We start from the raw sequence: 25,869 nt of genomic DNA, 5'->3' as shown, positions 1-25,869 counted from the left end.
GTCAGCTCACATCCTTCCTTGCGAAATGCGCCGCTCCCGGCAGCAGTACCAGCAGCCCCAGCGCGAGTCCCGCCCCCGCAAAATAAAGACGGTGCGGACCGCTCCACGCGAGGTACGGCCAGTTAATCGGCAGCCACTCCGATAGAGTAGTCGTAAAAGGCGACACAATAGCGCAAATGACACCGATTGAAACCGGCAGCGCCTGATTCCGGAAGGCCAGCGACAGCCACAGCTGAAGCGCGACAAAGGGCATAACGGCGGCGTAGGACAGAAAGCCGATGCGCAGAATGTCATAGACCGGAATCGCGGAAGCCCCGAAGCCGAAAATCAAACCGAGCGCCGTAACGAAGCCGGAGAGCAGCAGACAGGACGCGGCCAGCAGCAGCAGGCACAGCAGCAGCTTGGATGCGAACACCGCTATACGCGAGACTGGCAGGGCGAGCAGTTGCTTCCACGCGCTCGTCTGGTGCTCAATATTGGACATCAGGGAGCAGACCAGCGTACCGCCCAGAAAAAGCGCCACAGGTACAAACTGCACGGTGTTATCCAGCAGTCCGCCCCATAGGTCCTTGGCAAATCTCTGCTTCATATAATCGAAGCGGAGGCCGAAATTAAGCGCCTGCAGCGCTGTAACGCCGAGGGGTCCCACAAGCACCAGAAGCCAGAGGCCCTTGCCCCGGATTTTCAGCCAATCGGCCGCGAGCAGCCTGCTCATCACAGCCCCTCCCTTTCCACGACCTGCAGAAAGAATTCCTCAAGAGACTGCCGCTGCTCCTCCACCCGGTAAATGGCGTGTCCTTGCTCGACGAGCGCCTTAACCAGCAAGGCGACCTGCGCATCGTTCATTCCGGAGAAGCGGAGCTCGCCTGTGCGCAGCATGCCGTCATACCCTCTGCGGCAAGCTTCCTCCAAAGCGGCCTCCGGCTCCGACACGACCAGCCGCATCTCTCCCGCCGAGCGCTGGCGGAGATGGGCAATCGTGTCCTGGAAGATCATCCGGCCTTGGCGGATGATGCCGACCGTTCCAGCCATCTGCTCGATTTCGCTCAGCAAATGGCTGGACACGAGTACGGTAATGCCGTGCTCCTGCGGCAGCGACATGATCAGGCTGCGGATCTCCTGAATGCCGGACGGGTCGAGCCCGTTCGTCGGCTCATCCAGAATGAGCAGCTCGGGGCTGCCGAGCAGCGCGGCGGCGATGCCGAGCCGCTGCTTCATCCCGAGCGAGAATCCCTTGACCGGACGCTTCTCCTCACCGATCAGAGAGACAATGTCCAGCACCTCGGCGATGCGGCGTTTCGGCGCGCCGAGAATGCGCCGGATCGCCTCCAGATTCTCCTCCGCCGACAAATGGCCGTAGTAGGAGGGCGATTCGACAAGCGAGCCGACTCTCCGCAAAATGTCCATTCTCTCCTTGCGGAGATCTTGACCGAAGATTTCGACGCGCCCCTCCGTCGGCGCGATCAGACCGAGCAGCATACGGATGGTTGTCGTCTTGCCCGCGCCGTTCGGCCCGAGAAATCCGTAAATTTCGCCTCTCCCGATGCTCAGCTCCAGGTGATCCACCGCCGTTCGGCCGCGATATTTTTTCACCAGCTCCGTCGTTTGTATAATCGTTTCCATTTCTATTCTTCACCTCGGTAACCAGCATACCGCCCCAAGGTTAAAGAAGACTGCCCGTGAAGTTTAAGTTTCGTTTAAATTATTCCGCTCTTTCGGAAAAATGAAGACCGAGGTGCCGTCCGGAGTGCTCTCCGCCGTCCAGGCAAGCCCCATGCGGGACAGCAGCATATCGACGATAGCGAGTCCGAGACCCGCCCCTTTCACCGGAGCATCTTCGCCTATGCCCCGTCCCCGGTCGCGGATGACGACAGTGCGTGTGCCGCTGCGGTCCTCGGCGGCAATCCCGACATAACCGCCGCCCTTGGCGTGGCGCACGATGTTCTGATGCAGATTGTCCAGCACACGCTTGAACCAGATTTCATCGACCTCCCAGTACAAGGGTTCGCCCTCCAATTCAATGTCAACCTCCATGCCTTCCTTGGTCCATATCGGGTACCACGCCGCGGCGCTTTCCCGCAGCAGCCTGAGAATATCCTTGCGCTCCGGCGACAGCTTCACCCTGCCGCTTGCCAGCAGATTATAACTCAGCAGGTTGTCGATCAGAACGCCAAGGTCGGCGATGCGCTCATCCATCAGATTGAGCGATTCTCTTCCCTGCAAGGACAGCGGTTCCTTGCCGACCTCAAACAAATGACTGCGCACAACGGTAAGCGGCGTACGCAGATCGTGAGACAGATCGGCGATCAGCCGCTTGCGCAGCTCCTCTTCCTCCCGCTCTCTGCGCCGGCTGTCCTTAAGCTCCGCAACCATCGTATTGAACGCCTCTTCCAGCAGACCTACCTCATCGGGCTTGCCCTTTGGAATCGCTGCCGGAAGGCCGTCACGCCCGTCAAGGGTCATCGCGGTTTGCAGCCGCAGCAGCCGCCTGCGGATTCTGGCGAAGAACAGCCAGGATACCGCCACGAACCCGATGAACAGGACGAGCAGCACCGTAACATACCCCAAAGTCGGAAAACTGCTTACGTCTCTCCGCAGCACGGACCTCGGAACCGTCATGACCATGAAGCCTTCACCGGCATCGGAACGATCGCCGATAAAAGCGACAATAGTCAGCGGATCACGGTTGATGCTTCCTTTCATAAAAGTGATCGCCGAAGAAACCGTCCATGTCTCCGGGACGGAGGTCTCCTTGTCGGAGGCGCTCCCGGGCGCCTTCTTTTGCGCAGGAAGCGACAGCCGGGTGACCCCGCTCCCGTCCACCCAGAACATTGCAGCGTATTGGTAACTTCCGCCCAGTTCCCTTATGCGCGTGTCAATCTCCCGGGGAGACTTGCCGGCCAGCAGTCGAGCCGCTTCATGCCATCTGTTCTCCAAATTGGAAGTGTTGGAGTAGAGCGCCAGCTCGGACTTTGTTCTGTCATCCATCCGTATCTTAATCCAGTTGCTGGAAAGGGAAACAAAGATGATATTAAGAGAAATGATAACGGGCAAGAACATCACGGCGGCCGCGATAATCAGCAGATACCGTGACATTAGTGACCTGCGGAATCCGGGAAGACGCCCTCGGGTTCTATTGCTTTTTATCATGCCTTGACCCTGTACCCGATGCCCCGGACGGTCTCAATAATTTCCGGCGCTCCCGGGTCCTTCTCCAGCTTTTCGCGTAAATAACGGATATGTACCATCAGGGTCTTGTCCCCTTCCATATAGGGCTCACCCCAGACCGCTTCATAAATTTGCTCCTTGGTCATAATCTGGCCGAGGTGGCGCAACAGGTAAAAGAAAATCTGAAACTGCTTGCCCGTCAGCGGTATTTCCTCCCCGCTCTCCGCCTGAACAATCCGGTTCTCCTCTTCATAGACGGTCAGATGCCTAAGTGTTAGCGGCGAAGATGACACGCTGCCCGCACGCCGCAGCAAAACACCGATTCTCGCGGCCAGCTCGTCCGGATGAAACGGTTTGGTTAAATAGTCGTCGGCAAACCCCAGACCTTGGAGCTTGTCGTCAATGGACGTTCTCGCCGAGAGCATCAGAATGGGAATGTCTGGAAAAATCTTCTTTAGCCGCTGGCCCACGGTGAATCCGTCCAATCCCGGCAGCATGACATCCAGAATAACCAATTGGCAGCCGTCCGCCTCTTCCACGGCCCGTTCGCCCGTCTGCAGCCAACGGACGGCATAGCCGCGGTCATTCAGGTCTCTGGCAACGGGGCCGGCGATTTGCGGATCGTCCTCGATATACAGCAAAGTGCCGCTCATGGCAGCACCCCCTCCTTATCCCTCTTACCGGCCGGACTTACTCAAAAGACTCCGGCGCGGGAAGGCGTTATTATTCTATATTAACTCATCCCGGCTGCATGCAGAAAATGGATTGGCGGCGTTGCCGCAGGCTTGCCGAACAAGTAGCCCTGCGCCAAGCGAATGCCGAGCTCCCGGCAGAACTTAAATTCCTCCCGCCGCTCGATTCCTTCGGCCAGCACTTTTCCGCCAAACGCTCCGGCTCTCTCTATAATCTCCTTAACAGCTTCCTGCTTGCTCGCATCAAGGTCGCAAAAGCTGATCAGCCCCCGGTCAATCTTTACATAATCCGGTTGCAGGCTGGACATCAACTCTACCGTGGAGTAGCCTGCGCCGACATCGTCGAGCGCAACAAGAGCGCCATGGCTGCGGCATTCGGCAAAAATCCGTATGAGGTGTGAAATGTCGCCGATTTCCTCCGTTTCCACTACCTCAAACACAAAATCCTCCGGTCTCAGTCCCTGCTGTTCTATCGCCTCAAACGTATGGGTTAAGCAGTATTGCGGATCGTATATGGAGGAGGGCAGAAAATTGATGAACCGTTTAATTCCGTGCGGCAGCAGCCTGGCGCTGGATTCAATGGCGGAAATGCGTGCGGCCCGGTCCAGAAAGGAATGAAATCCGCTTTGTCTTGCCACCTCAAAAAGGATGTGCGGCTGAAACGGCGTACCTTGCGGCAGCGGCCGCAGCAAAAACTCAAAGCCGACAATCTGCTCGGAATAATCGACAATCGGCTGCATATAGCTGCAAAATTCTTTATTGGCTATAATATCGATGAGTGAATGATTGCTAAAGCGAACCTGAAGCTGGGAGAGCGACATCCACCGTTCCAACTCGCTTGGAGGTTCCGTCCCGATGATGGATATGGTCAGAAGTGCCGCTTCCTCCGCGGATTCGATCAGTTTCATCACATTCAGCAGCTGTTCCCGGGTGTTGTAAGAAATCTCGCACACTTCTTCCTGGAAAGATGTAAGTTTAAAACCGGACGCTTGAACAGCCGATGCAAGTGAAGGAGATGCGCTCCGAATTTTTAAGATTCCCTTGTCTTCAATGGGTTCAATAGGGGAACAATGAATACAGTTCATGAACACCCTCCTTTGGGCCTACAAAAAATGCAGCAACCTGAGGTCATTATAGCATGTTTTTCTGGAAAAGACGGAAATTCACCCCAAATATCCGCCACAATTCGCGTAATTTTTTTCCAAATCCCGATTTTTTAATTTCCCAGGGTTATTTCCCGGCAAATGCCGCGCTTTTCTCCAATCCTTCGCACCGATGCGTCTTTCATGCATGGTTCCCTGCCGCACCGGCGGCGGTATGATAAAATGACAGCTTCAGGATCGGCCGAGGCACTGGACAACTTCAGAGCCTTGCGTCTATAATTACAGCGTAAACAGCAAGGAATACCCGAAACTTCATAGACCTTGGGGTGCTGGAATTATGGCCGGCTGAGAGTGTATCCCGCAAGATACTGACCCTTATACCTGATCTGGGTAATGCCAGCGTAGGAAAGCCTTAAGCGCGTGGTCCTGAGAGACCGCCGCCGTCATGCACTCCGCAGCGTCCCGAATGTTCAGGGGCGCTTTTTTGGCTTTTCAGATTTACGCAAACTCGCGTGGGCCGCTGGGCGGCTTCGTGATTTGCGGGTAAGCTTTAATGAAGACGGGAATACCCGCTGCTTCCGGCATCGATACCCGGGGCGGCAAGACAAAGGAGAGACTATAGAAATGGGAGTAAAAAAATGGTTAACGCTGTCCCTGACCAGCCTGTTGATACTGACGGCGGCAGGCTGCGGCGGCAATAATTCAGGAGGAAACGCCGGCGGCAGCCAGGGAAGCCCCGCTTCCGCATCGCCGGAGGCAGCCGCTTCCGCCGAAAGCTCGCCAAAAGCGGCGACGCCGGTAAAGGTCGCGCTCGACTGGACGCCGAATACGAACCACACCGGACTGTATGTCGCTAAAGAGCTCGGGTATTACGCGGAAGAGGGCCTTGACGTTGACATTGTGCAGCCGGGAGCGGCAGGCGCGGATACGATGGTCACTTCGGGAGAAGCCGCCTTTGGCGTAGGCGCGCAGGATAGTCTGACGCTGGCCCGCATTCAGGGCGTTCCGCTCGTGTCCATTGCGGCGATTATCCAGCATAACACGTCCGGCTTCGCGGCTCCGGTTGACCGGGGCATCAAGTCGCCGAAGGATTTTGAAGGCAAAACCTACGGCGGCTGGGGATCGCCTGTCGAAGAAGCTTCCATGAAGGCGATTATGGACCCGGTCGGCGGCGATGTGAAGAAGGTCAAACAGGTCACGATCGGCGAGGCCGATTATTTTACTGCCGTTAAGCGGGACATTGACTTTGCCTGGATTTTCTATGCCTGGACCGGCATCGAAGCAAAGCTGCGCGGCGAGCCGCTCGATATGCTCTATCTGAAGGATTACGCGCCGCAGCTCGATTACTACACGCCGGTGCTGACGACGAGCGAGAAGGAAATCGCCGAGAATCCCGAGGTGGTCAAAGCCTTTTTGAAGGCGACGTCCAAGGGGTATCAATACGCGATCGACCATCCGAAGGAGGCTGCGGACATTCTGATCAAGGCGGTTCCCGATCTTGACGCGAAGCTCGTTCAGGCCAGCCAGGAATGGCTCAGCCCGAAATACAAGGACGACGCCGCCCGGTGGGGTGAGCAGAAGACCGAGGTGTGGAAGAATTACGCCGACTGGATGTACGGGCTGAAGCTGCTGGACAAGCCGCTTGAGGCGGACAAGGCGTTCACGAACGAATTTTTGCCGGACGGGAAGTAAGTTTAATATAAAATGAACTTAAAAAAAATGACATCAGCGTGAGAGTGACGAAGGGGAAGTTTGGAACTGTAGGAGCGATAGCGATCGCCCGAAAGCTTTCCGGAGGAAAGCTCGCTTCGAAAGCATAGGCTGTCTCCGGATTTCATCCGTGAAGAACGGTATAATCAAGAAATCTGGAGATGGGCAGCGGCCGGAAGTCCAAACATTCCTCGTAGTTATAGACGATACCCAAATGGGAAAATCTCAAGTTCATTTTATATAGAGTTAAAATCTTAATTCACGGGGTTCACCATTAACGGTATGAAAGTATTAAGGTCATGAATGTATCAACGTCATGAAAGGATGATTGGGAATGGCAAGTACGCTGCTGAGCATTCAGGTGATTCCGAAAACGCCGGGAGGCGAAGACGTAATCCCATACGTGGACAAAGCAATCGAAGTGATTCAGCGCTCCGGCGTGAAGCATCAGGTGAACGCGCTGGAGACGACGATGGAGGGCGAGCTCGCCGACCTGCTGGAAATTGTCCGGGAGATGCAGGAGGCGCTGATCGAAGCGGGCTGCCCCAGCGTCATCTCGCAGGTGAAGATCGCCCATAATCCGGGCGGAATCAGCATGGACAAGCTGACGGAGAAATACCGCCCGTGAGTTCGAAGTGGAAACAAATCTGGCCGCCCTTTGTGGCGGTCCTCTTGTTTTTGGCGCTGTGGCAGGTGTCGGTTTCCTGGTCCCATGTGGAAAAATGGATGCTGCCCGCTCCCTCCGACATTTGGCGGGAGGGCATGGCCAGCGCTTCATCCCTTAAAGGGCATACGCTGGCGACGCTGCGGCTGACGCTGATCGGCTTTCCGCTCGGCGTGGCCGCGGGCCTGACCGCCGCCGTGCTGCTGCATATCGTGCCCTGGACGGCCCGCGCGCTGTACCCGCTGCTGATCTTAAGCCAGAACGTGCCGGTGATCGCGCTCGGTCCGCTGCTGGTGATCTGGTTCGGCTTCGGCCAACTGCCGAAGATTATTCTCATTGTCCTGGTGTGTTTCTTCCCCGTGGCGGTCGCGGGCCTGGGCGGGCTCGCCCAGACCGACCGCATGATGCTTCAATTCATGAAGATGGCGGGCGCTACGAGGCGGCAAATCTTCACCAAGCTGGAGCTGCCCCATGCGCTGCCCTCCCTATTCTCCGGCATCAAAATATCCTCCGCCTACGCCGTAACGGGCGCCGTGGTCGCGGAACTGATCGGCGGGAACAACGGGCTCGGCTACTATATGCAGATCCAGAAATCGGCGTACCGTACGGACCGGATGTTCGTCGCCATTATTCTAAGCGTGCTGCTGAGTCTGCTGCTGTTCGCCGCCGTTGTTCTGCTGGAGAAATGGCTGGTCCGCTGGAAGCCGCGGCGGGACGCGTAGAAACGGTCGCACAGAACGTGTATAGAAAAGTTGCATAGAAAAGAGTTATAAAGGAGGCTGCTGAAGTTGACGCGTAAGATCATTTCGTCTTCAGAGGGAGACTTGGAGGAAGGGCCGGCCCCTGGCGGCGGACATCCCCCTGTTTCCGGCGCGCCATCACCGGGCCCGGTCCGCGATGCTCCCGCGCTGGAGGTCTCCGGCATCACCAAATCATTCGCCCGGCTGGGGCGGAGCATCCCGGTGCTGGAGCAGGTGTCGCTGACGGTGAAGCGGCAGGAGTTCGTATCCATCGTCGGGCCGTCGGGCTGCGGCAAGAGCACGCTCTTTCACATCATCGGCGGGCTGGTCAAGCCAGATGCGGGCGCCGTGCGTATGAACGGCGCTCCCGTTACTGGGCAGCGAGGCAGCGTGAGCTACATGCCGCAGCAGCCGGCGCTGTTTCCTTGGCGCAGCATCGAGGAAAATGTGATTCTTGCCCGCGAGCTGAAGGGCGCGGCGCGGGGCGAAGCCCGCGAGGAAGCGCGGCGCTGGCTCGCGAAGGCTGGACTTGGCGGATTCGAGAAGGCGTATCCGCACATGCTGTCCGGCGGCATGCAGCAGCGTGCCGCCTTCCTGCGCGCGCTGCTGGCGCCCCAGGAGCTGATGCTCCTGGACGAGCCGTTCAGCGCGCTCGACGCGCTCACCCGCAGCGAGATGCAGCGCTGGCTGCTGGAGCTGTGGGAGGAGAACCGCCGCTCCGTGCTGTTCATCACGCACAGCATCGAGGAGGCGCTGCTGCTCTCCAGCCGCATCTATGTATTCTCGGGACGGCCGGGCACGCTGCTGCATACGGTCGAAGTCCCTTTCCCCCGGCCCCGCCGGGAGGAAATGACGGAGCATCCCGAATTCTTGCGGCTGAAACGGCAGTTGTCGGGATGGATGCGGGCGGAACAGGCCAAGAGCGGAGCGTTTCGCTGACCCTACTAGCCGCTCCATCCCTTTTAGGCCCCGCCAATGCAAGGAATCCGCTTCGAGCCAAACCCTTGCTTGGCGGGGCTGAACCATCGAATGTGTTCCTAACGTTCTACACTATGGATACACGTTCGAAACCCGCGTCTTTAGTAAGGACTGTCATGATCTTAGGGTGACAACTGTCACCTAAGGGCAGCAAAAAGGGTACGAACCCCGGCAATCCCATGCCGAAGCCCGTACCCTCTTTATTGAAATTCCAAACGCCTCCTGCGGACTAGACCCTACCTACGCAAAAAGCCTTTGCCCAGCAGGAAATCCTTCATATGCAGCCGGATCGGCTCCGCAAGCCGGTCCGCCATGATCGCCGACCAAGGGGTGTCCTTCGCCCCTCCGGTCCGCTTGCGCAAATACTCGGACATCGTAGCGTCGTATGCCTTGACCTGGCGCACCGTCTCTTCGGCATCGTAGCGGTCACGATGCAGCACCGCCGGCAGCGGCAGGCGCGGACGCAGCGCCGGTGCCTGATCGGGATAGCCAAGGCACATGCCGAACAGCGGATAGACCAGCTCGGGCAATCCGAGCCGCTCGGCCACCTCAGCGATCTTGTTCCGCAAGCCGCCGATGTAGACGATGCCCAGCCCCAGCGACTCCGCCGCCACGGCGGCGTTCTGCGCGGCCAGCGCGGTGTCGACGGTGGCGATGATGAAATTCTCCGCCGAATCCTCATAGGTGGCCGCGCCGTTCAGATGCGGCTTTGCCGCCTCCCGCAGCCGGTACATATCGGCGCACCAGACCAGAAAGACCGGGCATTCCGCCACATAGGCCTGGTTCCCGGCAAGCGCCGCAAGCTCCGCTTTCAGCGCCGGATCAGCCACCGCGATTACGCTGTATGCCTGCACATTGCTGGAGGTAGAGGCCATCTGCGCCGCCTGGATAATGGCGGCAAGCTGCTCTTCGCTTACCGGGTCCGGCCGGAACTTGCGGACGGAGACATGTCTGCCCAGCAGGGACAGCACCTCGTTATCAAGGGATGCCGCCTCGGACTCCCGGAGATCCTTGCTCATTGCTCCCCACTTCCTTTCAAGCCATTTTTACTCCTGCGTTATAACTTTACCCGCTGCAGCCGCAGCGCATTCAGCACGACCGAAACCGAGCTGAACGCCATAGCCGCACCCGCCAGCCAGGGCGCGAGGAATCCCAGCGCAGCTATCGGAATGCCGACCGTATTGTAGCCGAGCGCCCAGAACAGATTCTGCTTGATGTTGCCCATCGTCTTGCGGCTCATCTTGATCGCGTCGGCGATGGCCTTCAGATCGCCGCGCATCAGCGTAATATCCGCCGCTTCCATCGCCACGTCTGTCCCGGTGCCGACCGCCATGCCGATATCGGCGGTCGCCAGCGCCGGCGCATCGTTGATTCCGTCGCCGACCATCGCCACCTTCACGCCGCCCTCCTGAAGCTTCCGCACCGCCTCGGCCTTGCCTTCGGGCAGCACTTCGGCCATCACCCGGTCAATGCCGGCCTCGGCCGCGATCGCCCGCGCCGTCCGCTCATTGTCGCCGGTGATCATCACGACGTCGATCCCCATGCTCCGCAAAGCCGCCACCGCTTCACGCGAGGTCGGCTTAATCGTATCCGCGACGGCTACGATACCTTCGCTAACGCCGTCCACCGCGACCAGCATCGCCGTCTTGCCCTGCTGCTCAAGATCGTTCATGGCGTCAAGCCAGCGGGCGGCATCGACGCCGTTCTCCTCCATCATCCGGCGCGTGCCGACGATGATCTCCCTGCCCTGGACGGCGGCCTTGATACCCCGCCCGGGTACATTGGCGAAGCTTCCGGCTTCGGCCAGCGCCAGCCCTTTCTCCGCTGCGCCTGCGGCCACCGCCTCTGCCAGCGGATGCTCCGACAGCTTCTCGGCCGCCGCCGCAAGCGCCAGCAGGCTGTCTGCCGGAGCCAGCTCCGGAGCGCCCTTGAAGCCGGGCGATACAAGCACGTCCGTGAGCACCGGCTTGCCGCTCGTTACGGTGCCCGTCTTGTCGAGCACGACGAGCTGAATGCCCTGCGCGGCTTCCAGATGCTCGCCGCCCTTGAACAGAATGCCAAGCTCCGCGGCCCTGCCGGAGCCGGCCATAATCGAGGTCGGCGTCGCCAAGCCCAGCGCGCAGGGGCAGGCGATAACGAGTACGGCGATTCCTTTCTCCAGCGCTTCAGCGAACTGTCCCGGCGCCGCCCACAGATACCAGATCAGGAACGTCAATGCGGCGATGGCTACCACAATCGGCACGAAGATGCCGGAGATGACATCCGCCACCCGCTGGATCGGCGCCTTGGACCCCTGCGCTTCCTCAACTACGCGGATAATCTGGGCAAGCGCCGTGTCGCGGCCCACCTTGCGGGCTTTGATCTTTAGCACGCCGTTCTTGTTCACCGTCGCTCCAATCACGGGGTCGCCCGGCTTCTTCTCCACCGGAATGCTCTCGCCCGTAAGCATCGATTCATCTACGGATGACAAGCCTTCAGTCACTTCGCCGTCAACGGGAATCTTGGTGCCCGGCTTCACGAGCACGATATCCCCGATCACGACTTCCTCTACGGGAACGTTCATCTCCGTTCCTTCACGGATCACAAGCGCCGTCTTGGCCTGCAAGCCCATCAGACTGCGGATGGCGTCGGAGGAGCGGCCCTTCGCCAGCGCCTCGAACCATTTGCCGACCAGAATGAGCGTGATCAGCACTGCTCCGGTCTCATAGTACATTTCAACCGTATGATTCATGCCGTTCATCCGCAGGGAATCGAGCGTAAGGTACAGGCTGTAGAAGTAAGCGGCCGACGTACCCAGTGCCACCAGCACATCCATATTGGCGCTGCCGTTACGGAGCGCCTTGTAGGCGCCGACATAGAACTGCCAGCCGATAATGAACTGTACCGGCGTCGCCAGAACAAGCTGGAACCAGGGATTCATGAACAGCTCCGGAACGGGAATCCAGGACGTGAATGAGAAATGGCCGACCATCGCCCACAGAAGCGGCAGAGACAACAGCGCCGAAATCATCCATTTTATGCGCTTGCGGCTGATTTCAAGCTCCCGCCGATCGGCCGTCTCCTTCCGGTCTTCCTTCAGCGAAGCTTTGTAGCCGATCGAGTCGACCTTAGCGACGATGTCCTGGGGAGTAATCATCCCCGGGGTATATTCCACATGCGCCGTTTCAAGCGCAAGGTTAACATTGACTCCGGCAATGCCCGGCATCTTGCCAAGCACCTTCTCGATCCGGGCCGAGCAGGCGGCGCAGGTCATGCCGGAAATATCGAAGTCCGCCGCTTCCTTCACCGTGTCGTAGCCGAGCGAGCGGATCTTGTCCTCGATCTTCGGTACGCTAACAACCTTCGGATCGAAGCCCACGGACGCCTGCTCCAGCGCAAGATTGACATTCGCCCGGGAGACGCCCTCCATGCGGGATATCCCTTTCTCGATCCTCGCCGCGCAGGCGGAGCAGGTCATGCCCGTAATCTGCAAGGTCGCCTGCTCCTCTACGGGTGCCACTGCTGTTTCCTCCATAAGATCACATCCTTTTAGATACCCATAGGGGGTATGTGAATTGTAAAAAAGAGAAGGCGCGGAGCGTTATAACAGGACTTTTTATCCCTAATGCTCCATGCCTTAGTTTATGCCTCATTTAGCTTATTGAACTACGTCATAGCCCTGCTCTTCAATCGCTTCCTTGATGGTTCCCACACTGACCTTGCTGTCGTCATAATCTACCGCTACCGTCTTGGATGCCAGATCCACGGTTGCGGATGCTCCCAGATTGCTTACCGCTTTCTCCACCGAGCTTACGCAATGTCCGCAGGACATTCCCTCTACATTCAATACAACGTTCGCCATTATTAATCCTCTCCTTATTTCATTAATCTGCCGATTGTAACCAGCAGTTCGTCCACAACCTCATGTTCTCCGGCTTCGATTCTGTCAATGATACAGCTCTTCATATGGCCTTCAAGCAGCAGCTTCCCGACGCTTCCAAGCGCCGACTGAACCGCCGCAAGCTGGGTCAGAACATCATCGCAGTAGGTGTCGCGCTCAATCATGCCTTTAATCCCGCGGATCTGCCCTTCTATGCGGTTAAGCCGGGTAGTCAGCCCGTTCTTGAATTCCTGGGTATGATGGCTTTTACGCTCTTCGGAAGAATGGCAATCGCCGCCGCAGCAGTCATGCGGAACAACACCTTCATCATGCTTCTCATGTGCTGCCATGCATCAACCTCCTTAACATCACTTTAATATACCCCATAGGGGTATGTCAAGCAGCAGAAATCCATTAGCCGTGTTTTAAATTTTTCGACACATATTTTGAAAAAAATTGAGGAATATCGTCATAGTCAGAAGGATTTCCATATTTAGGGTCGAATATCCTTAATCTACATAGGATTCCTTTTATCAAAACATAGGTATAGGAGCATTCAACATGGTCTACGACGGTATTGTGCTCGGTTTGGTTGTCGGGCTGCTCCGGGGCGGATTTCGTTACGGCCTGACGCAATTCAGCAGCCTGCGCATCAGAGGCGGCTTATGGTTTCCCTTGCTTTTGCTGCTGCAGTTTGTCGTGTTTGAACTGAATGATCGGTCGGCTGCCTTTGCTTCGCTCAGCGGTATTTTCTTTGCCGGCGTGTACGTGGCAGGGCTTTACATCCTGTGGTTGAACCGGAGCACTCCGGGCTTTCTGTTCATTTTTGCCGGTGTCTTTCTGAACTTTCTCGTCATGGCCGTCAATGGCGGCAAGATGCCTGTCTCGCTGGAGGCGTCAAAGGTTCTGGACCCTTATTACGTGCAACTTCTGCAGTCGGGAGCCGTTGTTACGAAGCATTTTCTGATGGACTCCGCGACCAGGCTGTCGTTCCTTGGGGATATTATTCCGCTGTCCAAGCCTTACCCGCGCACTCAGGTCATCAGCGTTGGCGATATTGTGATGAATGTAGGGATTTTCCTCTATCTTCAGCACATTCTTGTTCCAGACAAAAGACAGATTCAAACTCAGGAGATGGAAGCCAAGCAGTCTTGACGATCCGTTATCGAAAGGGGTGAACAATTGTGAAAAAGAAATGGGACGGCATGCTGTATTCGCGCATTATTATCAATGTAGTTATCGTTGCTTCCGTGGTTTTGGCTTTGACCTCCGGATTCAGACTTATCGGCGGCGGCCGTTGATCGGATGGAACAGAGAGCAGGCTGATGTTCAGCCTGCTTTTTAGCATGCCAGGAAACCCCGCCAACTCCAAGGCCTGCGAAACCGCCTCTTTTTATACTCTTGGATTTTGCCTGTCATCATCTATGAAATCTCCGATAAATCCCTTAAAATAAATGGGACAATCAAGATACTTGTGAAAAGGAGGGTAACTTTTGCCAAAGTGGAACGCGGTCATAGCCAAGCTGAACCTGAGTCACCTGTACGCCCTTGCCATTTGCCTGATGGGACTCGGTTTGTTCACGATATATAATCAGGGCGCTTTTATTCACTATACAACTTCAACTTGGGTATGGGTGTATGCGCTATCGGGAGCGGCTGTCGTATTAACGGTCTTTACATTCCAGCTTCCTCCGCAGGGCAACGGGTTATCCCTTGACTCTTCCGTTTATCTGGCCTGTATTTTCGTATTTGGCCCCACGTTCAGCTTAACCGTCCTTCTGGTCTCGTCCGCGGTTATTTTTCTCATTGAACGTAAGACCATCTGGTGGAAGCATCTGATCAACTTTGCCATATACTCAATCATTATCGCCTCCGCATCCTTTTCCTTTACTGCCCTGGGAGGGGTACGGGGACCGCTTATGGACAACCATCTTCTGGCGTATGCTGGAGGCATGGCCATATACTTCGTGCTGAATACGATGCTGATCGTCTTTTATTACTATGTCTTCTATAATGAGAATCTGTACGAAACACTAAAAGGAATGATAAAGGACACGATCATTGCCTACCTCAGTACCCTGGTGCTGGCGCTTGTGCTGGTCATCCTTTTATACCATAATCATATTTTCGGGCTGGCCCTGTTTCTCTGTCTCAGCGTTTTGCTGTCCTATGCGTTCAAGCAGATGTTCGCGATGTACCGGGACATCGAGGAGCGGGCGAACCGTGACCCGCGGACAGGTCTGTTCAACCACAGCTATTTCGAGCTGACGCTGGAAGAGGAAATGCGCAAATCCAGAAGCACAGGCTCCTCGTTGTCGCTCGCCATGATCGATATCGATGATTTCAAGAAATATAATGACCACTTCGGCCATCTTAAGGGTGACGGGCTGATCGTTTTTTTGGCGGAATTGCTGAAAAAGGAATGCGGCGGCGCTGACATGGTCGTCTCCCGCTACGGCGGGGAAGAATTCACGATCCTGATGCCCTCATATGACACCGGGCAGGCCAAAAGCTTTCTCGACCGCCTGCGCAAGACGCTGAACAACTCCCCTTTTGAAGGGGCGGAGATTTTCCCTCAAGGCTGCTTGTCCTTTTCCTCAGGAATCGCGGGCTACCGCAGCGACATTCACGACAAATCGGAGCTTGTCGATCAGGCCGACCAGGCATTGTACTACGCCAAGAAGCAGGGCAAGAATATGGTCCATATCTACGGCCACCAATCGCCGCTTGAGCAGGATATCGATTTCAGCCAGGACGTGCGGGATATCGAGCAGCAGCTTAGCCTGTTCATGTACAAGGATCTGGAAACGTTTAAACATTCCAAAAGGGTATTCCGGTACGCTATGGACATCAGCGAGCTGCTCATGCTGGACAGCTTGTCGAAGCGCCAGTTCACGCTGGGTTCGCTGATCCATGACATCGGCAAGCTCGAAATCCCCTGGGGCATACTGAACAAGAAGGAGACGCTCACGCCCGAGGAGTGGGAAATGGTAAAATGGCATGTGACCTGGGGCAAGCAAATGGCGCTGATGGGCGACAAGTTCAAGGATTTGGCCCCTTATATCGAGCTGCACCACGAAAGGTACGACGGCAAAGGCTATCCGCACGGCTTCAAAGGCGAGGAAATTCCAAGGCTGTGCCGGATGCTGACCATTATCGATTCCTTTGACGCCATGACGACGGAACGTCCCTATCAGCAGACCAAATCGGTGGAAGAGGCGATTGTCGAGCTCAGGGCTTGCGCGGGCAGCCAATTCGATCCGCAGCTTACGGAGTTTTTTATCAGCTATATCGAATCCAGGCAGCTGCGCGCCAAGGAAACGGCGGTATAGACCTCTTCTTATCCGGCGGCGCGAAGAAACCGAAAAAGCGTGAACAGCAGGACCTCGGTCGAGCGGGGTCCTTTTTTGTCATAAAATGTATTGATTACCTATTCAAATTTGAATATAATTAGACTTCACTAAACACTCAGAAAAAGGAGTTTAAATCATGTATTCCAAAGACAGCAATCTAAAGCTTATCGTAGCCGGCCTGCTTCTCGGCATTTTGATGGCCGCGATGGACAACACAATCGTCGCCGCAGCTCTAGGTACCATTGTCGGCGAATTAGGCGGTTTGGACAAAATTGTATGGGTAACCTCGGCGTATATGGTTATGGTGATGGCCGGCACTCCCGTCTTCGGCAAGCTGTCCGATATGTACGGACGCAAACGCTTCTTCATGCTCGGACTGCTGCTGTTCCTGATCGGCTCGGCCCTCTGCGGCACCGCAGGCAGCATTACCCAGCTCAGCATCTACCGGGCGATCCAAGGTGTGGGCGGCGGCGCGCTGATGCCGATCGCGTTCACGATTATATTCGATATCTTTCCGCCGGAGAAGCGCGGCAAGATGACCGGACTGTTCGGCGCGGTCTTCGGCATCTCCAGCGTCCTCGGTCCGCTGCTCGGCGCTTATATCACCGAATATGTCGGCTGGCGCTGGATATTCTACATCAATCTCCCTCTTGGGGTGATCGCCTTCATCATGCTCGCTCTGGCCTACAAAGAATCGGTGACTCACTCCAAGCAGCGGATCGACTGGGGCGGCGCCTTTACGCTGGTCGGGGCGATTATCTGTCTTATGTTCGCTCTGGAGCTTGGCGGACAAAGGATCGGCGGACGGCAGTACGCTTGGGACTCCCCCGCTATCCTTGGCCTGTTTGCGGGCTTTGCGGTGCTGCTGATCGCCTTTCTGTTCATTGAGCGGCATGCGGCTGAACCTGTCATCACTTTCGGCATGTTTCGCAAAAGATTGTTTGCCACAAGTGCTCTGGCGGCCTTTTTCTACGGCTCGGCCTTCATTGTGGCGACCGTCTACATCCCGATCTTCGTGCAGGGCGTATTCGGCGGTTCGGCCACTAATTCGGGCCTGATTCTGATGCCAATGATGATCGGTTCTGTCGTCGGCGCCCAGCTTGGCGGCCAGCTTACCTCCCGGATAAGCTTCCGCAGCATCATGCTGCTGTCCGCAGTCTGCTTCATCGCCGGCGTCGCCCTGCTTGGCACCCTGTCGCCGGACATTTCACGCCTGCTGGTCAACATCTATATGGCCTTGACCGGATTCGGCGTCGGATTTTCCTTCTCTGTGCTTAACATGTCTTCCGTCCATCATTTTGATGTGCGGCAGCGCGGCGCGGCCACGTCGACCAATACCTTTATGCGTTCGCTCGGCATGACGCTCGGCATTACGATCTTCGGCATCATTCAGCGTAATCTGTTCACGGACAGACTCAGCAGCGCGTTCGGAAACGCCGCCCAGTCATCCGCCTTCGGCGATCCGCGAGCCGCGCTGACACCGGAAGCAAGAGCGCAAATCCCGGCCCCGGTGCTGGAGAAAATATCCGCCGCGCTGTCGTCCTCCATCGCTCACTCTTTCCTGTGGGCGCTTGTTCCCGCCGCGCTTGGATTTATCGCCGTGCTGCTGATGCCGAAAGACCGCCTGCTCGCCCGCCCGAAGATTTCGGCACCGGAGCCTGCTAAGGAGTAGAGCAGCCATGTCGATGAAGCTCGCTATTCTCGGACTGCTGCTGGAACGGGACATGCATCCCTATGAAATGATGCTGGTGATGAAAGACCGGGCGATCGACCAGATTACGAAGCTGCAAATGGGCTCCCTATACTACGCCGTCGACCAGTTGGCCAAGAACGGACAGATTGCGCAGGTTGAGATTATCCGCAGCAGCGACCGGCCGGATAAAACCATATACCGGATTACAGATTCGGGAAAAACCCTGTTCGAGCAGCTCCTGCTCCAGCTATTCAAGAAGAACGACACCCTCTATCATCCGATGTACCTTGCGCTCGCCTTCTCCCGGCATATTGATCCGGATAAGATTGCGAAGCTGCTGGAGGAGCGCATCCGGGAGACCGAGCATCAGGTCAATCTCGCTTATCAGGTCTATGAAGAGCATATTCCCATCGTTCCCCGCGCCGCGCTGCATCTCATGTACGGCAAATATGAGCACAGCCTGACGGAACTGAACTGGCTGAAGCGCCTGTACGCTGACGTACGGGCGCATAAGCTCGGCGATATCGGGAAGCCTTTGGAGCTGAAGGAGTAAGCCAGGTGTGACGCCTTGCGCCGCTTCTTCAGCGATCCAAAGTATCATAGAGTATCCTGCCGGCTTCCAAAGTTGTACAATATCTCTGAAATCATCTACCACTATGACGGAGGGATTGAATTGAAAACGTTGCCACTTAATAAGCGCGGAATTCCCGCAAGCCGGCTTGTCCTGGGCTGTATGGGTCTAGGCGGAGGCTGGGACCGCGAGGCGATTACCAAGGAGCAGATCAAGGAAGGACATGCGGCTGTTGAAGCGGCGCTCTCCATCGGCATCAATATGTTCGATCATGCTGATATTTACACCCGCGGCAAAGCGGAGCAAGTATTCGGCACCGTCCTCAAAGAACGGCCGGAGCTGCGTGAACAGATCATTCTTCAATCGAAGTGCGGCATTAAGCTGGCCGAACCGGGCGAAAGCTCCAATGTGTTCGATTTCTCCAAGAGCCATATTCTGAGCAGCGTGGACGGCATCCTGTCTCGTCTGGGAGCAGAATACCTTGATATTCTGCTGCTTCACCGGCCCGATCCGCTGATGGACCCTGAAGACGTGGGCGAAGCACTTCAACTGCTTAAGCAATCCGGCAAGGTGCGGCATTTCGGTGTCTCCAATATGAGCCAGGGGCAGATCAAGCTGCTTCAGGCATACAGCGAAGAGCCGTTTATCGTCAACCAGTTGGAAATGAGCCTTGAGAAGATCTACTGGCTCGATTCGGTCGTAAGCGTCAATCAGCAAGCCTGGAGAGAGCAGGGCATGCCCGAAGGAACGATCGAGCACTGCAGGCTGGAGAATATCCAGCTTCAGGCGTGGGGGCCGCTGGCCCAGGGCAAATACAGCGGACGCCCGCTGGACGGAGAATCCGAAGCGGTCCGCAGCACCGCGTACCTGGTCCGTACACTGGCCGATGAGAAAGGGACAACCCCGGAAGCGATTGTCCTCTCATGGCTGATGACGCATCCGGCCGCGATTCAGCCCGTCATCGGGACGGTAAATCCGAAGCGCATCGCAGCCTGCGAAGGCGCGGACAAGCTTACGCTTACCCGTAAGGAATGGTATGACCTGTACGTCAGCTCCCGGGGCGTGCGGTTGCCTTAACGATCCGCTGCCATGCCGCCGCAGAAATCGAAGGGATAGAATAGCGTCCAGCCGGTTTATAGCTTTCGGATTCGTTAGAATTTCTGGAAAATGCCTGCTTTGCCTTGTATGCAGACCTTTGCTATACTAGTACCAAAAAAACAAGGAGGGGGGCGTAACTCGTCGTGCCAGATAATATAGGACAACACATTCAGCATCTTCGTCTGGAGAAGGGATTATCTTTATCCGAGCTGGCCAGCAAGGCTGATGTGGCCAAATCATACTTAAGCAATGTTGAACGCAACATTCAATCCAACCCCTCTATCCAATTCATTGAAAAAATTGCCGAGGCTCTGGACGTTCCCGTTCACGTTCTTCTCTATGGAGAGAATTCCGATACGCAGGAGGAACTGCTGGATTCCGAATGGTTCAAGCTGGTGCAGGAGGCTATGTCCTCAGGCGTCAGCAAGCGCGAGTTTAAGGAATTTCTGGATTACCAGAAATGGCGGCTTGAACAAAAGGACCAGTAACCCAGCAAAGCCCACAAACATACAGAGGACATGACGCCGCGCCGCCATGTCCTCTTTCAAATATCAATTGATAATGCCCTGTTAGACCCCTCTTGCTATATTGCCTTAAGCGTCCTGTCATTGAAAAACTGACGAATCTCATCCACTTGGAGCCCTTGCTTCTTTGCTTTCAGAAGCAAATACACCCATTCCATATCAAGCTCTGACGTCTGCAGCTCTCCGATGTTCCCCTGGTTGGACTTGTCCAAAAAATCTCCTCCTAAGATTTTTGTCCCCAGGCAGTCCGGCCGTCGTAGTATGTAAAAATTACCTTAGACCCGTGACTTTGTGCCCCTGCCTTTCAGCAGGTTTACCTTTTACTGGACCCTTGCATTCAAGGATCTGATATTGATTCTCATTACAATGAGTCTTGCAAGAATATTATACAAGAAGTTCGTCCTAAAGTGTGTCGAATTTTGGAAATAAGTAAGTATGCGCGGAGAAAAAAAATAGAGCTGATCAAACGGCACCCGGCAGCAGAAATAAATTGAACATATGTATGATCTTAGTAGTATGAATGAACTATATACAACAAATACCCATTTTTCAAGTCTGCTAACCAAATTTTTTTGAATTCAGCGAATCATTTAATTGGTTATTTGGTCCTGTACATAATTATGCCTTTTTTCGAACGGATTGGACGAAAGCTTGAATTGATTACATATGTTGAAAGGAGCACAATAGGATGAGGCACCGGCTTTATAATGGTTTGTCTTTGTTATAGAATGTAAACGTAACCACCGCAGCTCCAAAAGCGTGCCTTCCTGATCGGCGCCACCTTTGGAGCTTAACCGTTAGGAGGATGTTTCATGTCAGCCAAAGAGTCCTACAACGAATCTGTCTGGAGCAAGTATTACGGTCCCAATCTGGGCTACATTCAGGAAAAGTACGAACATTTCGCCGAAGATCCTTCTTCAGTGGAAGCCCACTACCGCGAACTATTCACCATCTATGGCTCTCCTCCGCTGACATCCGAGGCTGCAAGAACTCCAGGACCGGCCCTGCCCGCCGATACCGACTGGCTCCGCAAAGCGGTTAGAGCCTCCAAGCTGATCGCGAGCATCCGCATTTTTGGCCATCTGGCCGCCGACATCGACCCGCTGGGACAGGGCCATACCTCCATGGCCAAATGGCTGGACCCCGAGACTTATGAGCTTACGCGCGAAGATTTGCTTGCCCTGCCGGCTTCGCTCATCTGGGAGAATGCTCCCCAGGATGTGCTGACAGGCTGGGACGCTTATCACCGGATGCGCCAAACCTATACCAAGACGATCGCCTACGAGTTCAGCCATGTCCACGACCAGCAGGAGCTTCGCTGGCTGAACAGCCAGGCTGAATCGGCCACCTCGCCCGCTCCGCTCACCCCGGCGGAACGCAAAGGGCTGCTGGGCCGGCTCATCCAGGTAGAGCAGTTCGAGACCTTCCTGCACAAGACATTCGTCGGCCAGAAGCGCTTCAGCCTGGAAGGCAATGATACGCTTGTTCCCATGCTGGACGAAATTGTCCGCGCGGCCGCGCACGACGGCGCGGAGCATATCCTGATGGGCATGGCCCACCGGGGCCGTTTGAATGTGCTCGCGCATATTTTGGGCAAACCTTACGATATTATTTTCTCCGAATTCCACCACTCCCCGAATAAGGAGCTGTTCCCGTCCGAAGGGTCCATGGGCATCAACTACGGCTGGACCGGAGATGTAAAATACCATTTGGGCGCCGACCGCGCGTTCCGCGAAGGCGAGACCGTGCGCGCCCGTCTGACGCTGGCCAACAACCCTAGCCATCTGGAATTCGTCAACCCGGTCGTCGAAGGCTTTGCGCGCGCGGCCCAGGAAGACCGGAGCGCTCCGGGGCTGCCTGGGCTGGACACGAACAAGGCTATGGCTGTGCTGATCCACGGAGACGCCGCCTTCCCCGGCGAAGGCATTGTGGCGGAGACGCTGAATATCGGCAAGCTTCAGGGATACCAGAATGGCGGAACGATCCACATCATCGTCAATAACCGGATCGGCTTCACGACCGAAAGCGAGGATTCCCGCTCCACGCACTATGCGAGCGATCTTGCCAAAGGCTATGAAATTCCGATCGTCCATGTCAATGCCGACGATCCGGAAGCCTGCATTGCCGCCGTCCGCATGGCCAGCGCTTACCGCAATCTGTTCAAAAAAGATTTTCTGATCGATCTTGTCGGTTACCGCAGACACGGACATAATGAAATGGATGATCCCGAAATGACCCAGCCGATCGTCTACGGCAAGGTAAAAAATCATCCTACCGTTCTCCGGATTTATGCCGAGAAGCTGGAGCGCGAGAAGGTGATTGCCCAGGATGAACTGGCGAAGATGATGTCCGAAGCGGACAATGTGCTTCAGCAGGCTTACGAGCGGATGAAAGAGGGCAAGCAGAAGAACGGCGAGACGAAGACAGCCGTCGCCTTGCAGACGGATGAAGAGACCTCGGCGCCTACGGCCGTGCCGCTCGGCAAGCTGCAGAGCATTAACCGCCAGCTGCTGTCCTTCCCCGAAGGCTTCAAGGTGTACCCGAAGCTGCAGCGGATTCTCCAGCGGCGCAAGGATCTGTTGAATGACGGGGAGAAGGTGGATTGGGCGCTGGCCGAAACGCTGGCTTTCGCGGCCATTCTCCAGGACGGAACGCCAATCCGCCTGAGCGGTCAGGATGCGCAGCGCGGCACCTTCTCGCAGCGTCATCTCGTGCTTCACGACAGTGAGACGGGAGCGCTCTACTCCCCGCTTCACCAACTTGAGGATGCCAAGGCTTCCTTCGGCGTCTACAACAGCCCGCTGTCGGAGGCTTCGGTGCTCGGCTACGAGTACGGCTACAACGTATTTGCGCCGGAGACATTCGTACTGTGGGAAGCGCAGTACGGCGATTTCGCCAATGCCGCGCAGGTGATTCTCGACCAGTTCATTTCTGCCGGACGCGCCAAATGGACGCAGCGCAGCAACCTGGTCATCCTGCTGCCCCATGGCTACGAAGGCCAGGGGCCGGAACACTCCAGCGGCCGATTGGAACGGTATTTGCAGCTATCCGCTGAGGAAAACTGGACGGTTGCAAATCTTACCAACGCCGCGCAGTACTTCCATCTGCTGCGCCGCCAGGCTTCTCTGTGCGGACAGGCGGACGCAAGGCCGCTCGTTATCATGACGCCGAAGAGCCTGCTCCGCAACCCGCGCAGCGCTTCTTCCGGGTTAGAGCTGGCATCCGGCCAATTTCAGCCCGTGCTCCCGGAACCGCTGCTCGGGCAGACTCCCAGCGCCGTCACACGTCTGGTCGTGTGCAGCGGAAAGATCACCATTGACCTGCAGGCCGAACTGGAAGCGGCAGCGGGCCAGGACCTTTCCCGGCTGCATATCCTTCGTCTTGAACAGCTCTATCCGTTCCCGGCGCGCGAATTGGCCGTCTACCTGAACGCTTTCACTTCTCTGCAGGAGATCGTCTGGGTGCAGGAAGAACCGAAGAACATGGGCGCCTGGAGCTATATCGAGCCTCGGCTGCGCGCTATTGCGCCCAGCAATGCCGCTGTACGGTATATCGGCCGTCCGGAACGCTCAAGCCCGGCCAGCGGGTATGCGGACGTCCACACCTTTGAACAACGCAGAATCGTCACGGAAGCACTGAACTTGAACTCGCAAACGAAAGCGGCTGTACCGTCTCCTTCCGGGACGGTGTCACGATAGCATCAATTACAATTTGGGGAGGTAGCGGCCTGTGTCCGAGATTAAAGTGCCCGATCTGGGCGAATCCATTACCGAAGGAACGATCTACAAGTGGATTGTAAAAGAAGGCGACCATGTCGGCCAGGGGGACGTGCTGGCAGAGCTTGAGACGGATAAGGTAAATCTGGAAATCAGCGCGGAGGAGAGCGGCGTCATTTCCGCCATCTTGCGTAAAGACGGGGACAATGTCGCGGTCGGGGAAGTAATCGGCCTGATCGGCAGCGGCGGGGACGGCAAGGCTTCGGCAGCGGACAGCGGCAAGCCTGCCGCACCGGAAGCGCCGGTCGTGCCTGCGGCGCAGCAGCCGGCGGCGCCACCCGCCGGTGCAGGGACCCTGGCGACCGCCCCGGAGGGCCCGGCCGCCGAGAACGGCGCCGCGTACCTGGCTTCGCCGGGTGCGCGCAAGCTCGCGCGCGAGCGCGGCATCGACCTCGGCGAGGTCGGCGCGCGCGATCCCATCGGCCGGATTGGCCAGGCCGATGTGAAGACCTTCGGCGCAGCAGCGGTACCCGCTGCGCCGAAGCCGGCACCGGCCGCGCCCGCGCAGGGCGGCGCGCCGGCCGGCAGCCCGCCGCCTGGGACCAAGGCGGCGGACGGCAAGGAGACCGAGCGCAAGCGCATGTCGCGCAGACGGTTAACGATTGCCAGCCGCCTCGTGGAGGCGCAGCATACGGCGGCCATGCTGACCACCTTCAACGAGGTGGACATGACCGCAATCCTGGATATCCGCAAGCGGCGCAAGGATAACTTCAAGGAGAAGCATGACATCGGCCTCGGCTTCATGTCTTTCTTCACCAAAGCGGTAGTCGGCGCGCTCAAGGCGTATCCGCTGCTCAATGCCGAGATTGACGGCGAGGACCTCATCATTAAGAAATTTTACGATATCGGCATCGCCGTGTCCGCCAAGGAAGGACTCGTCGTGCCTGTAGTCCGGGAGGCCGACCGGCTCAGCTTCCCGCAGATCGAGCGGCAGATCGCCGAGCTGGCTTCCAAAGCCCGCGCCAACACGCTCGCCCTCTCCGATCTTCAGGGCGGCACCTTCACGATTACCAACGGCGGCGTATTCGGTTCCCTGCTGTCAACGCCGATCCTGAATGCTCCGCAGGTCGGCATTCTGGGCATGCATAAAATCCAGCTCCGCCCGATCGCCATCGACGAAGTGACAACCGTCAACAAGCCGATGATGTACATCGCCCTGTCCTACGATCACCGGATCGTCGACGGAGCCGAAGCGGTAAGCTTTCTCGTCAAGGTCAAAGAGCTGCTGGAGGACCCTGAGGCGCTGCTGCTGGAAGGCTAAAGAAGTCCGACAAGGATGCCTTAACTCTCTTTAATCCTATCCCAAACGTTATTTCGGGATGCCGAGTCCCCTACTTTAAATGGAATGTCGTTACACTAAATGACCTCATCTTCCACGTGCCCGTGGAGTTTGAGGTCATTTTTGAATCGTCCCTATCTAATTCGAATACTTTGGCACAGTCCCGCATGCTTCCGCTCTATAACCGCAGCTCAGGTCCCGGATTCATTCACCGCCGGACGGATGGCGTGAAAGCCGCACAGCACGAAGCTCCCCGCGCGCGGTGTTTGGCGTCACATGACCACCTCGCCCGCGCTAATCTTGAGCTGAAACGGAATTCCTCCCTCTTATTTTTCAACTAGAGAGCTTATGCCTAACCTGAGAGGGAATACCTCCCTCTTAATTATGCGTTTTTGCAAAAATATAAGAAACCCCGGCCAATAAGCCGGAGCTTTTCCCGTATATGCCCGCATAAGGTCTCTTTTCCCTTAAATTAAAGGGACGTTTTCCCTCTCATTCATGCGCCTTCATAAACTAAGACTCTATCATCCTTCGTCCAGGCTTTGAAGTTAATCCCTTTATCGCTTACAGGATACCCCTTCTACTAGTTTTGCAGCACCCCAGATCTTGGGAAGCCTTTGCGAATGCATCACCGCTATCGCGATACAACCTAGCATAACCT

General features: G+C 56.4%; 22 protein-coding genes and 2 riboswitches. Of the genes, 12 read left to right on the top strand and 10 right to left on the bottom strand.

All coding sequences use genetic code 11. The features are described from left to right. Window position 1 precedes the first annotated feature (1 nt). The 5 genes from VK70_RS23860 to VK70_RS23840 form a co-directional block, all read right to left on the bottom strand. The gene (locus VK70_RS23860) at window positions 2-715 is read right to left on the bottom strand and encodes an ABC transporter permease (protein WP_324607965.1); all 714 of its coding nucleotides are present in this window, start codon (window positions 713-715) and stop codon (window positions 2-4) included. Next, window positions 715-1,623, bottom strand: coding sequence for an ABC transporter ATP-binding protein (locus VK70_RS23855; protein WP_025694169.1), 909 nt, complete (start codon window positions 1,621-1,623; stop codon window positions 715-717). Before VK70_RS23855 ends, VK70_RS23860 begins: the two co-directional genes overlap by 1 nt. Window positions 1,624-1,686: 63 nt before the next feature. Continuing rightward, window positions 1,687-3,096 carry a HAMP domain-containing sensor histidine kinase gene (locus VK70_RS23850; RefSeq protein WP_233277729.1) on the bottom strand — a complete coding sequence of 470 codons (1,410 nt, stop codon included), beginning with the start codon at window positions 3,094-3,096 and terminating at the stop codon, window positions 1,687-1,689. A gap of 50 nt (window positions 3,097-3,146) precedes the next feature. Then, window positions 3,147-3,821 (bottom strand): response regulator transcription factor, encoded by a 675-nt coding sequence (locus VK70_RS23845; RefSeq protein ID WP_046723851.1) that lies wholly within the window; start codon window positions 3,819-3,821, stop codon window positions 3,147-3,149. Between the two features lie 80 nt (window positions 3,822-3,901). Continuing rightward, the gene (locus VK70_RS23840) at window positions 3,902-4,945 is read right to left on the bottom strand and encodes an EAL domain-containing protein (RefSeq protein WP_025700655.1); all 1,044 of its coding nucleotides are present in this window, start codon (window positions 4,943-4,945) and stop codon (window positions 3,902-3,904) included. 330 nt (window positions 4,946-5,275) lie between these two features. Next, window positions 5,276-5,388: riboswitch (TPP riboswitch) on the top strand. Between the two features lie 199 nt (window positions 5,389-5,587). On the opposite strand from VK70_RS23840, the gene VK70_RS23835 reads away from it, so the two are divergent. The 4 genes from VK70_RS23835 (at window position 5,588) to VK70_RS23820 (ending at window position 9,016) form a co-directional block, all read left to right on the top strand. Next, window positions 5,588-6,655, top strand: coding sequence for an ABC transporter substrate-binding protein (locus tag VK70_RS23835; RefSeq protein WP_046723850.1), 1,068 nt, complete (start codon window positions 5,588-5,590; stop codon window positions 6,653-6,655). Between the two features lie 352 nt (window positions 6,656-7,007). Next, window positions 7,008-7,301, top strand: coding sequence for a thiamine-binding protein (locus tag VK70_RS23830; RefSeq protein ID WP_025332850.1), 294 nt, complete (start codon window positions 7,008-7,010; stop codon window positions 7,299-7,301). Continuing rightward, entirely contained in the window at window positions 7,298-8,059 is a 762-nt protein-coding gene (locus tag VK70_RS23825; protein WP_025695247.1) for an ABC transporter permease, read from the top strand. Before VK70_RS23830 ends, VK70_RS23825 begins: the two co-directional genes overlap by 4 nt. A 186-nt stretch (window positions 8,060-8,245) precedes the next feature. Further along, window positions 8,246-9,016, top strand: coding sequence for an ABC transporter ATP-binding protein (locus VK70_RS23820; protein WP_046724518.1), 771 nt, complete (start codon window positions 8,246-8,248; stop codon window positions 9,014-9,016). Window positions 9,017-9,291: 275 nt separating this feature from the next. On the opposite strand, the gene nfsA is transcribed toward VK70_RS23820, so the two are convergent. The 4 genes from nfsA to VK70_RS23800 all read right to left on the bottom strand — a co-directional run bounded on the left by nfsA (window position 9,292) and on the right by VK70_RS23800 (window position 13,264). After that, window positions 9,292-10,074 carry an oxygen-insensitive NADPH nitroreductase gene (nfsA, locus tag VK70_RS23815; RefSeq protein WP_046723842.1) on the bottom strand — a complete coding sequence of 261 codons (783 nt, stop codon included), beginning with the start codon at window positions 10,072-10,074 and terminating at the stop codon, window positions 9,292-9,294. A gap of 38 nt (window positions 10,075-10,112) precedes the next feature. Then, the gene (locus VK70_RS23810; protein ID WP_046723840.1) at window positions 10,113-12,569 is read right to left on the bottom strand and encodes a heavy metal translocating P-type ATPase; all 2,457 of its coding nucleotides are present in this window, start codon (window positions 12,567-12,569) and stop codon (window positions 10,113-10,115) included. A 123-nt stretch (window positions 12,570-12,692) separates the two neighbouring features. Continuing rightward, window positions 12,693-12,896: a copper ion binding protein gene (locus VK70_RS23805; RefSeq protein WP_025694978.1), complete on the bottom strand. Its 204-nt coding sequence runs from the start codon at window positions 12,894-12,896 to the stop codon at window positions 12,693-12,695. A gap of 14 nt (window positions 12,897-12,910) precedes the next feature. Further along, a complete protein-coding gene (locus VK70_RS23800) occupies window positions 12,911-13,264 on the bottom strand; it encodes a metal-sensitive transcriptional regulator (RefSeq protein ID WP_025694977.1) in 354 nt (117 codons plus the stop codon). A 211-nt stretch (window positions 13,265-13,475) separates the two neighbouring features. Between VK70_RS23800 and VK70_RS23795 the strand changes: the two genes are divergently transcribed. The 6 genes from VK70_RS23795 (at window position 13,476) to VK70_RS23770 (ending at window position 20,117) form a co-directional block, all read left to right on the top strand. Continuing rightward, window positions 13,476-14,069, top strand: a complete 594-nt coding sequence (locus VK70_RS23795; protein ID WP_025694976.1) for a DUF5317 domain-containing protein — start codon at window positions 13,476-13,478, stop codon at window positions 14,067-14,069. 407 nt (window positions 14,070-14,476) lie between these two features. Further along, entirely contained in the window at window positions 14,477-16,246 is a 1,770-nt protein-coding gene (locus VK70_RS23790) for a bifunctional diguanylate cyclase/phosphohydrolase (protein ID WP_081754790.1), read from the top strand. 157 nt (window positions 16,247-16,403) lie between these two features. Next, a complete protein-coding gene (locus tag VK70_RS23785) occupies window positions 16,404-17,939 on the top strand; it encodes an MDR family MFS transporter (RefSeq protein WP_025694974.1) in 1,536 nt (511 codons plus the stop codon). 7 nt (window positions 17,940-17,946) lie between these two features. Continuing rightward, window positions 17,947-18,513, top strand: coding sequence for a PadR family transcriptional regulator (locus VK70_RS23780; protein ID WP_025694973.1), 567 nt, complete (start codon window positions 17,947-17,949; stop codon window positions 18,511-18,513). 120 nt (window positions 18,514-18,633) lie between these two features. Further along, window positions 18,634-19,608 carry an aldo/keto reductase gene (locus VK70_RS23775; protein WP_046723838.1) on the top strand — a complete coding sequence of 325 codons (975 nt, stop codon included), beginning with the start codon at window positions 18,634-18,636 and terminating at the stop codon, window positions 19,606-19,608. A 164-nt stretch (window positions 19,609-19,772) separates the two neighbouring features. Then, window positions 19,773-20,117, top strand: coding sequence for a helix-turn-helix domain-containing protein (locus VK70_RS23770; RefSeq protein WP_036639621.1), 345 nt, complete (start codon window positions 19,773-19,775; stop codon window positions 20,115-20,117). Between the two features lie 95 nt (window positions 20,118-20,212). Here VK70_RS23770 and VK70_RS27535 read toward each other — a convergent pair whose 3' ends face one another. Beyond that, window positions 20,213-20,365 carry an anti-repressor SinI family protein gene (locus tag VK70_RS27535; RefSeq protein WP_081754788.1) on the bottom strand — a complete coding sequence of 51 codons (153 nt, stop codon included), beginning with the start codon at window positions 20,363-20,365 and terminating at the stop codon, window positions 20,213-20,215. Between the two features lie 26 nt (window positions 20,366-20,391). After that, window positions 20,392-20,481, bottom strand: a riboswitch (cyclic di-GMP riboswitch). Between the two features lie 484 nt (window positions 20,482-20,965). Between VK70_RS27535 and VK70_RS23765 the strand changes: the two genes are divergently transcribed. Together VK70_RS23765 and odhB are read left to right on the top strand one after the other, a co-directional pair. Next, window positions 20,966-23,851: a 2-oxoglutarate dehydrogenase E1 component gene (locus VK70_RS23765; RefSeq protein ID WP_025694970.1), complete on the top strand. Its 2,886-nt coding sequence runs from the start codon at window positions 20,966-20,968 to the stop codon at window positions 23,849-23,851. Window positions 23,852-23,882: 31 nt separating this feature from the next. After that, window positions 23,883-25,190: a 2-oxoglutarate dehydrogenase complex dihydrolipoyllysine-residue succinyltransferase gene (gene odhB / locus VK70_RS23760; RefSeq protein WP_046723836.1), complete on the top strand. Its 1,308-nt coding sequence runs from the start codon at window positions 23,883-23,885 to the stop codon at window positions 25,188-25,190. The last annotated feature ends 679 nt before the right edge of the window (window positions 25,191-25,869 follow it).

The organism is Paenibacillus durus ATCC 35681 (assembly GCF_000993825.1).
Taxonomy (GTDB): Bacteria; Bacillota; Bacilli; order Paenibacillales; family Paenibacillaceae; genus Paenibacillus_AQ; species Paenibacillus_AQ durus_B.
The sequence above is the reverse complement of the archived record's forward strand: the minus strand, read 5'-3'. Positions and strand labels throughout refer to the sequence as shown.

Bases quoted from the DNA above. Each gene is read 5' to 3' on its own strand.
- VK70_RS23795 (WP_025694976.1), top strand. From the start codon at position 13,476: ATGGTCTACGACGGTATTGTGCTCGGTTTGGTTGTCGGGCTGCTCCGG.
- VK70_RS23800 (WP_025694977.1), bottom strand. From the start codon at position 13,264: ATGGCAGCACATGAGAAGCATGATGAAGGTGTTGTTCCGCATGACTGC.
- VK70_RS23845 (WP_046723851.1), bottom strand. From the start codon at position 3,821: ATGAGCGGCACTTTGCTGTATATCGAGGACGATCCGCAAATCGCCGGC.
- VK70_RS23780 (WP_025694973.1), top strand. From the start codon at position 17,947: ATGTCGATGAAGCTCGCTATTCTCGGACTGCTGCTGGAACGGGACATG.
- VK70_RS23805 (WP_025694978.1), bottom strand. From the start codon at position 12,896: ATGGCGAACGTTGTATTGAATGTAGAGGGAATGTCCTGCGGACATTGC.
- VK70_RS23840 (WP_025700655.1), bottom strand. From the start codon at position 4,945: ATGAACTGTATTCATTGTTCCCCTATTGAACCCATTGAAGACAAGGGA.
- VK70_RS23790 (WP_081754790.1), top strand. From the start codon at position 14,477: ATGGGACTCGGTTTGTTCACGATATATAATCAGGGCGCTTTTATTCAC.
- VK70_RS23850 (WP_233277729.1), bottom strand. From the start codon at position 3,096: ATGTCACGGTATCTGCTGATTATCGCGGCCGCCGTGATGTTCTTGCCC.
- VK70_RS23830 (WP_025332850.1), top strand. From the start codon at position 7,008: ATGGCAAGTACGCTGCTGAGCATTCAGGTGATTCCGAAAACGCCGGGA.
- VK70_RS23785 (WP_025694974.1), top strand. From the start codon at position 16,404: ATGTATTCCAAAGACAGCAATCTAAAGCTTATCGTAGCCGGCCTGCTT.
- VK70_RS23835 (WP_046723850.1), top strand. From the start codon at position 5,588: ATGGGAGTAAAAAAATGGTTAACGCTGTCCCTGACCAGCCTGTTGATA.
- VK70_RS23860 (WP_324607965.1), bottom strand. From the start codon at position 715: ATGAGCAGGCTGCTCGCGGCCGATTGGCTGAAAATCCGGGGCAAGGGC.
- nfsA (WP_046723842.1), bottom strand. From the start codon at position 10,074: ATGAGCAAGGATCTCCGGGAGTCCGAGGCGGCATCCCTTGATAACGAG.
- VK70_RS23855 (WP_025694169.1), bottom strand. From the start codon at position 1,623: ATGGAAACGATTATACAAACGACGGAGCTGGTGAAAAAATATCGCGGC.
- VK70_RS23810 (WP_046723840.1), bottom strand. From the start codon at position 12,569: ATGGAGGAAACAGCAGTGGCACCCGTAGAGGAGCAGGCGACCTTGCAG.
- VK70_RS23765 (WP_025694970.1), top strand. From the start codon at position 20,966: ATGTCAGCCAAAGAGTCCTACAACGAATCTGTCTGGAGCAAGTATTAC.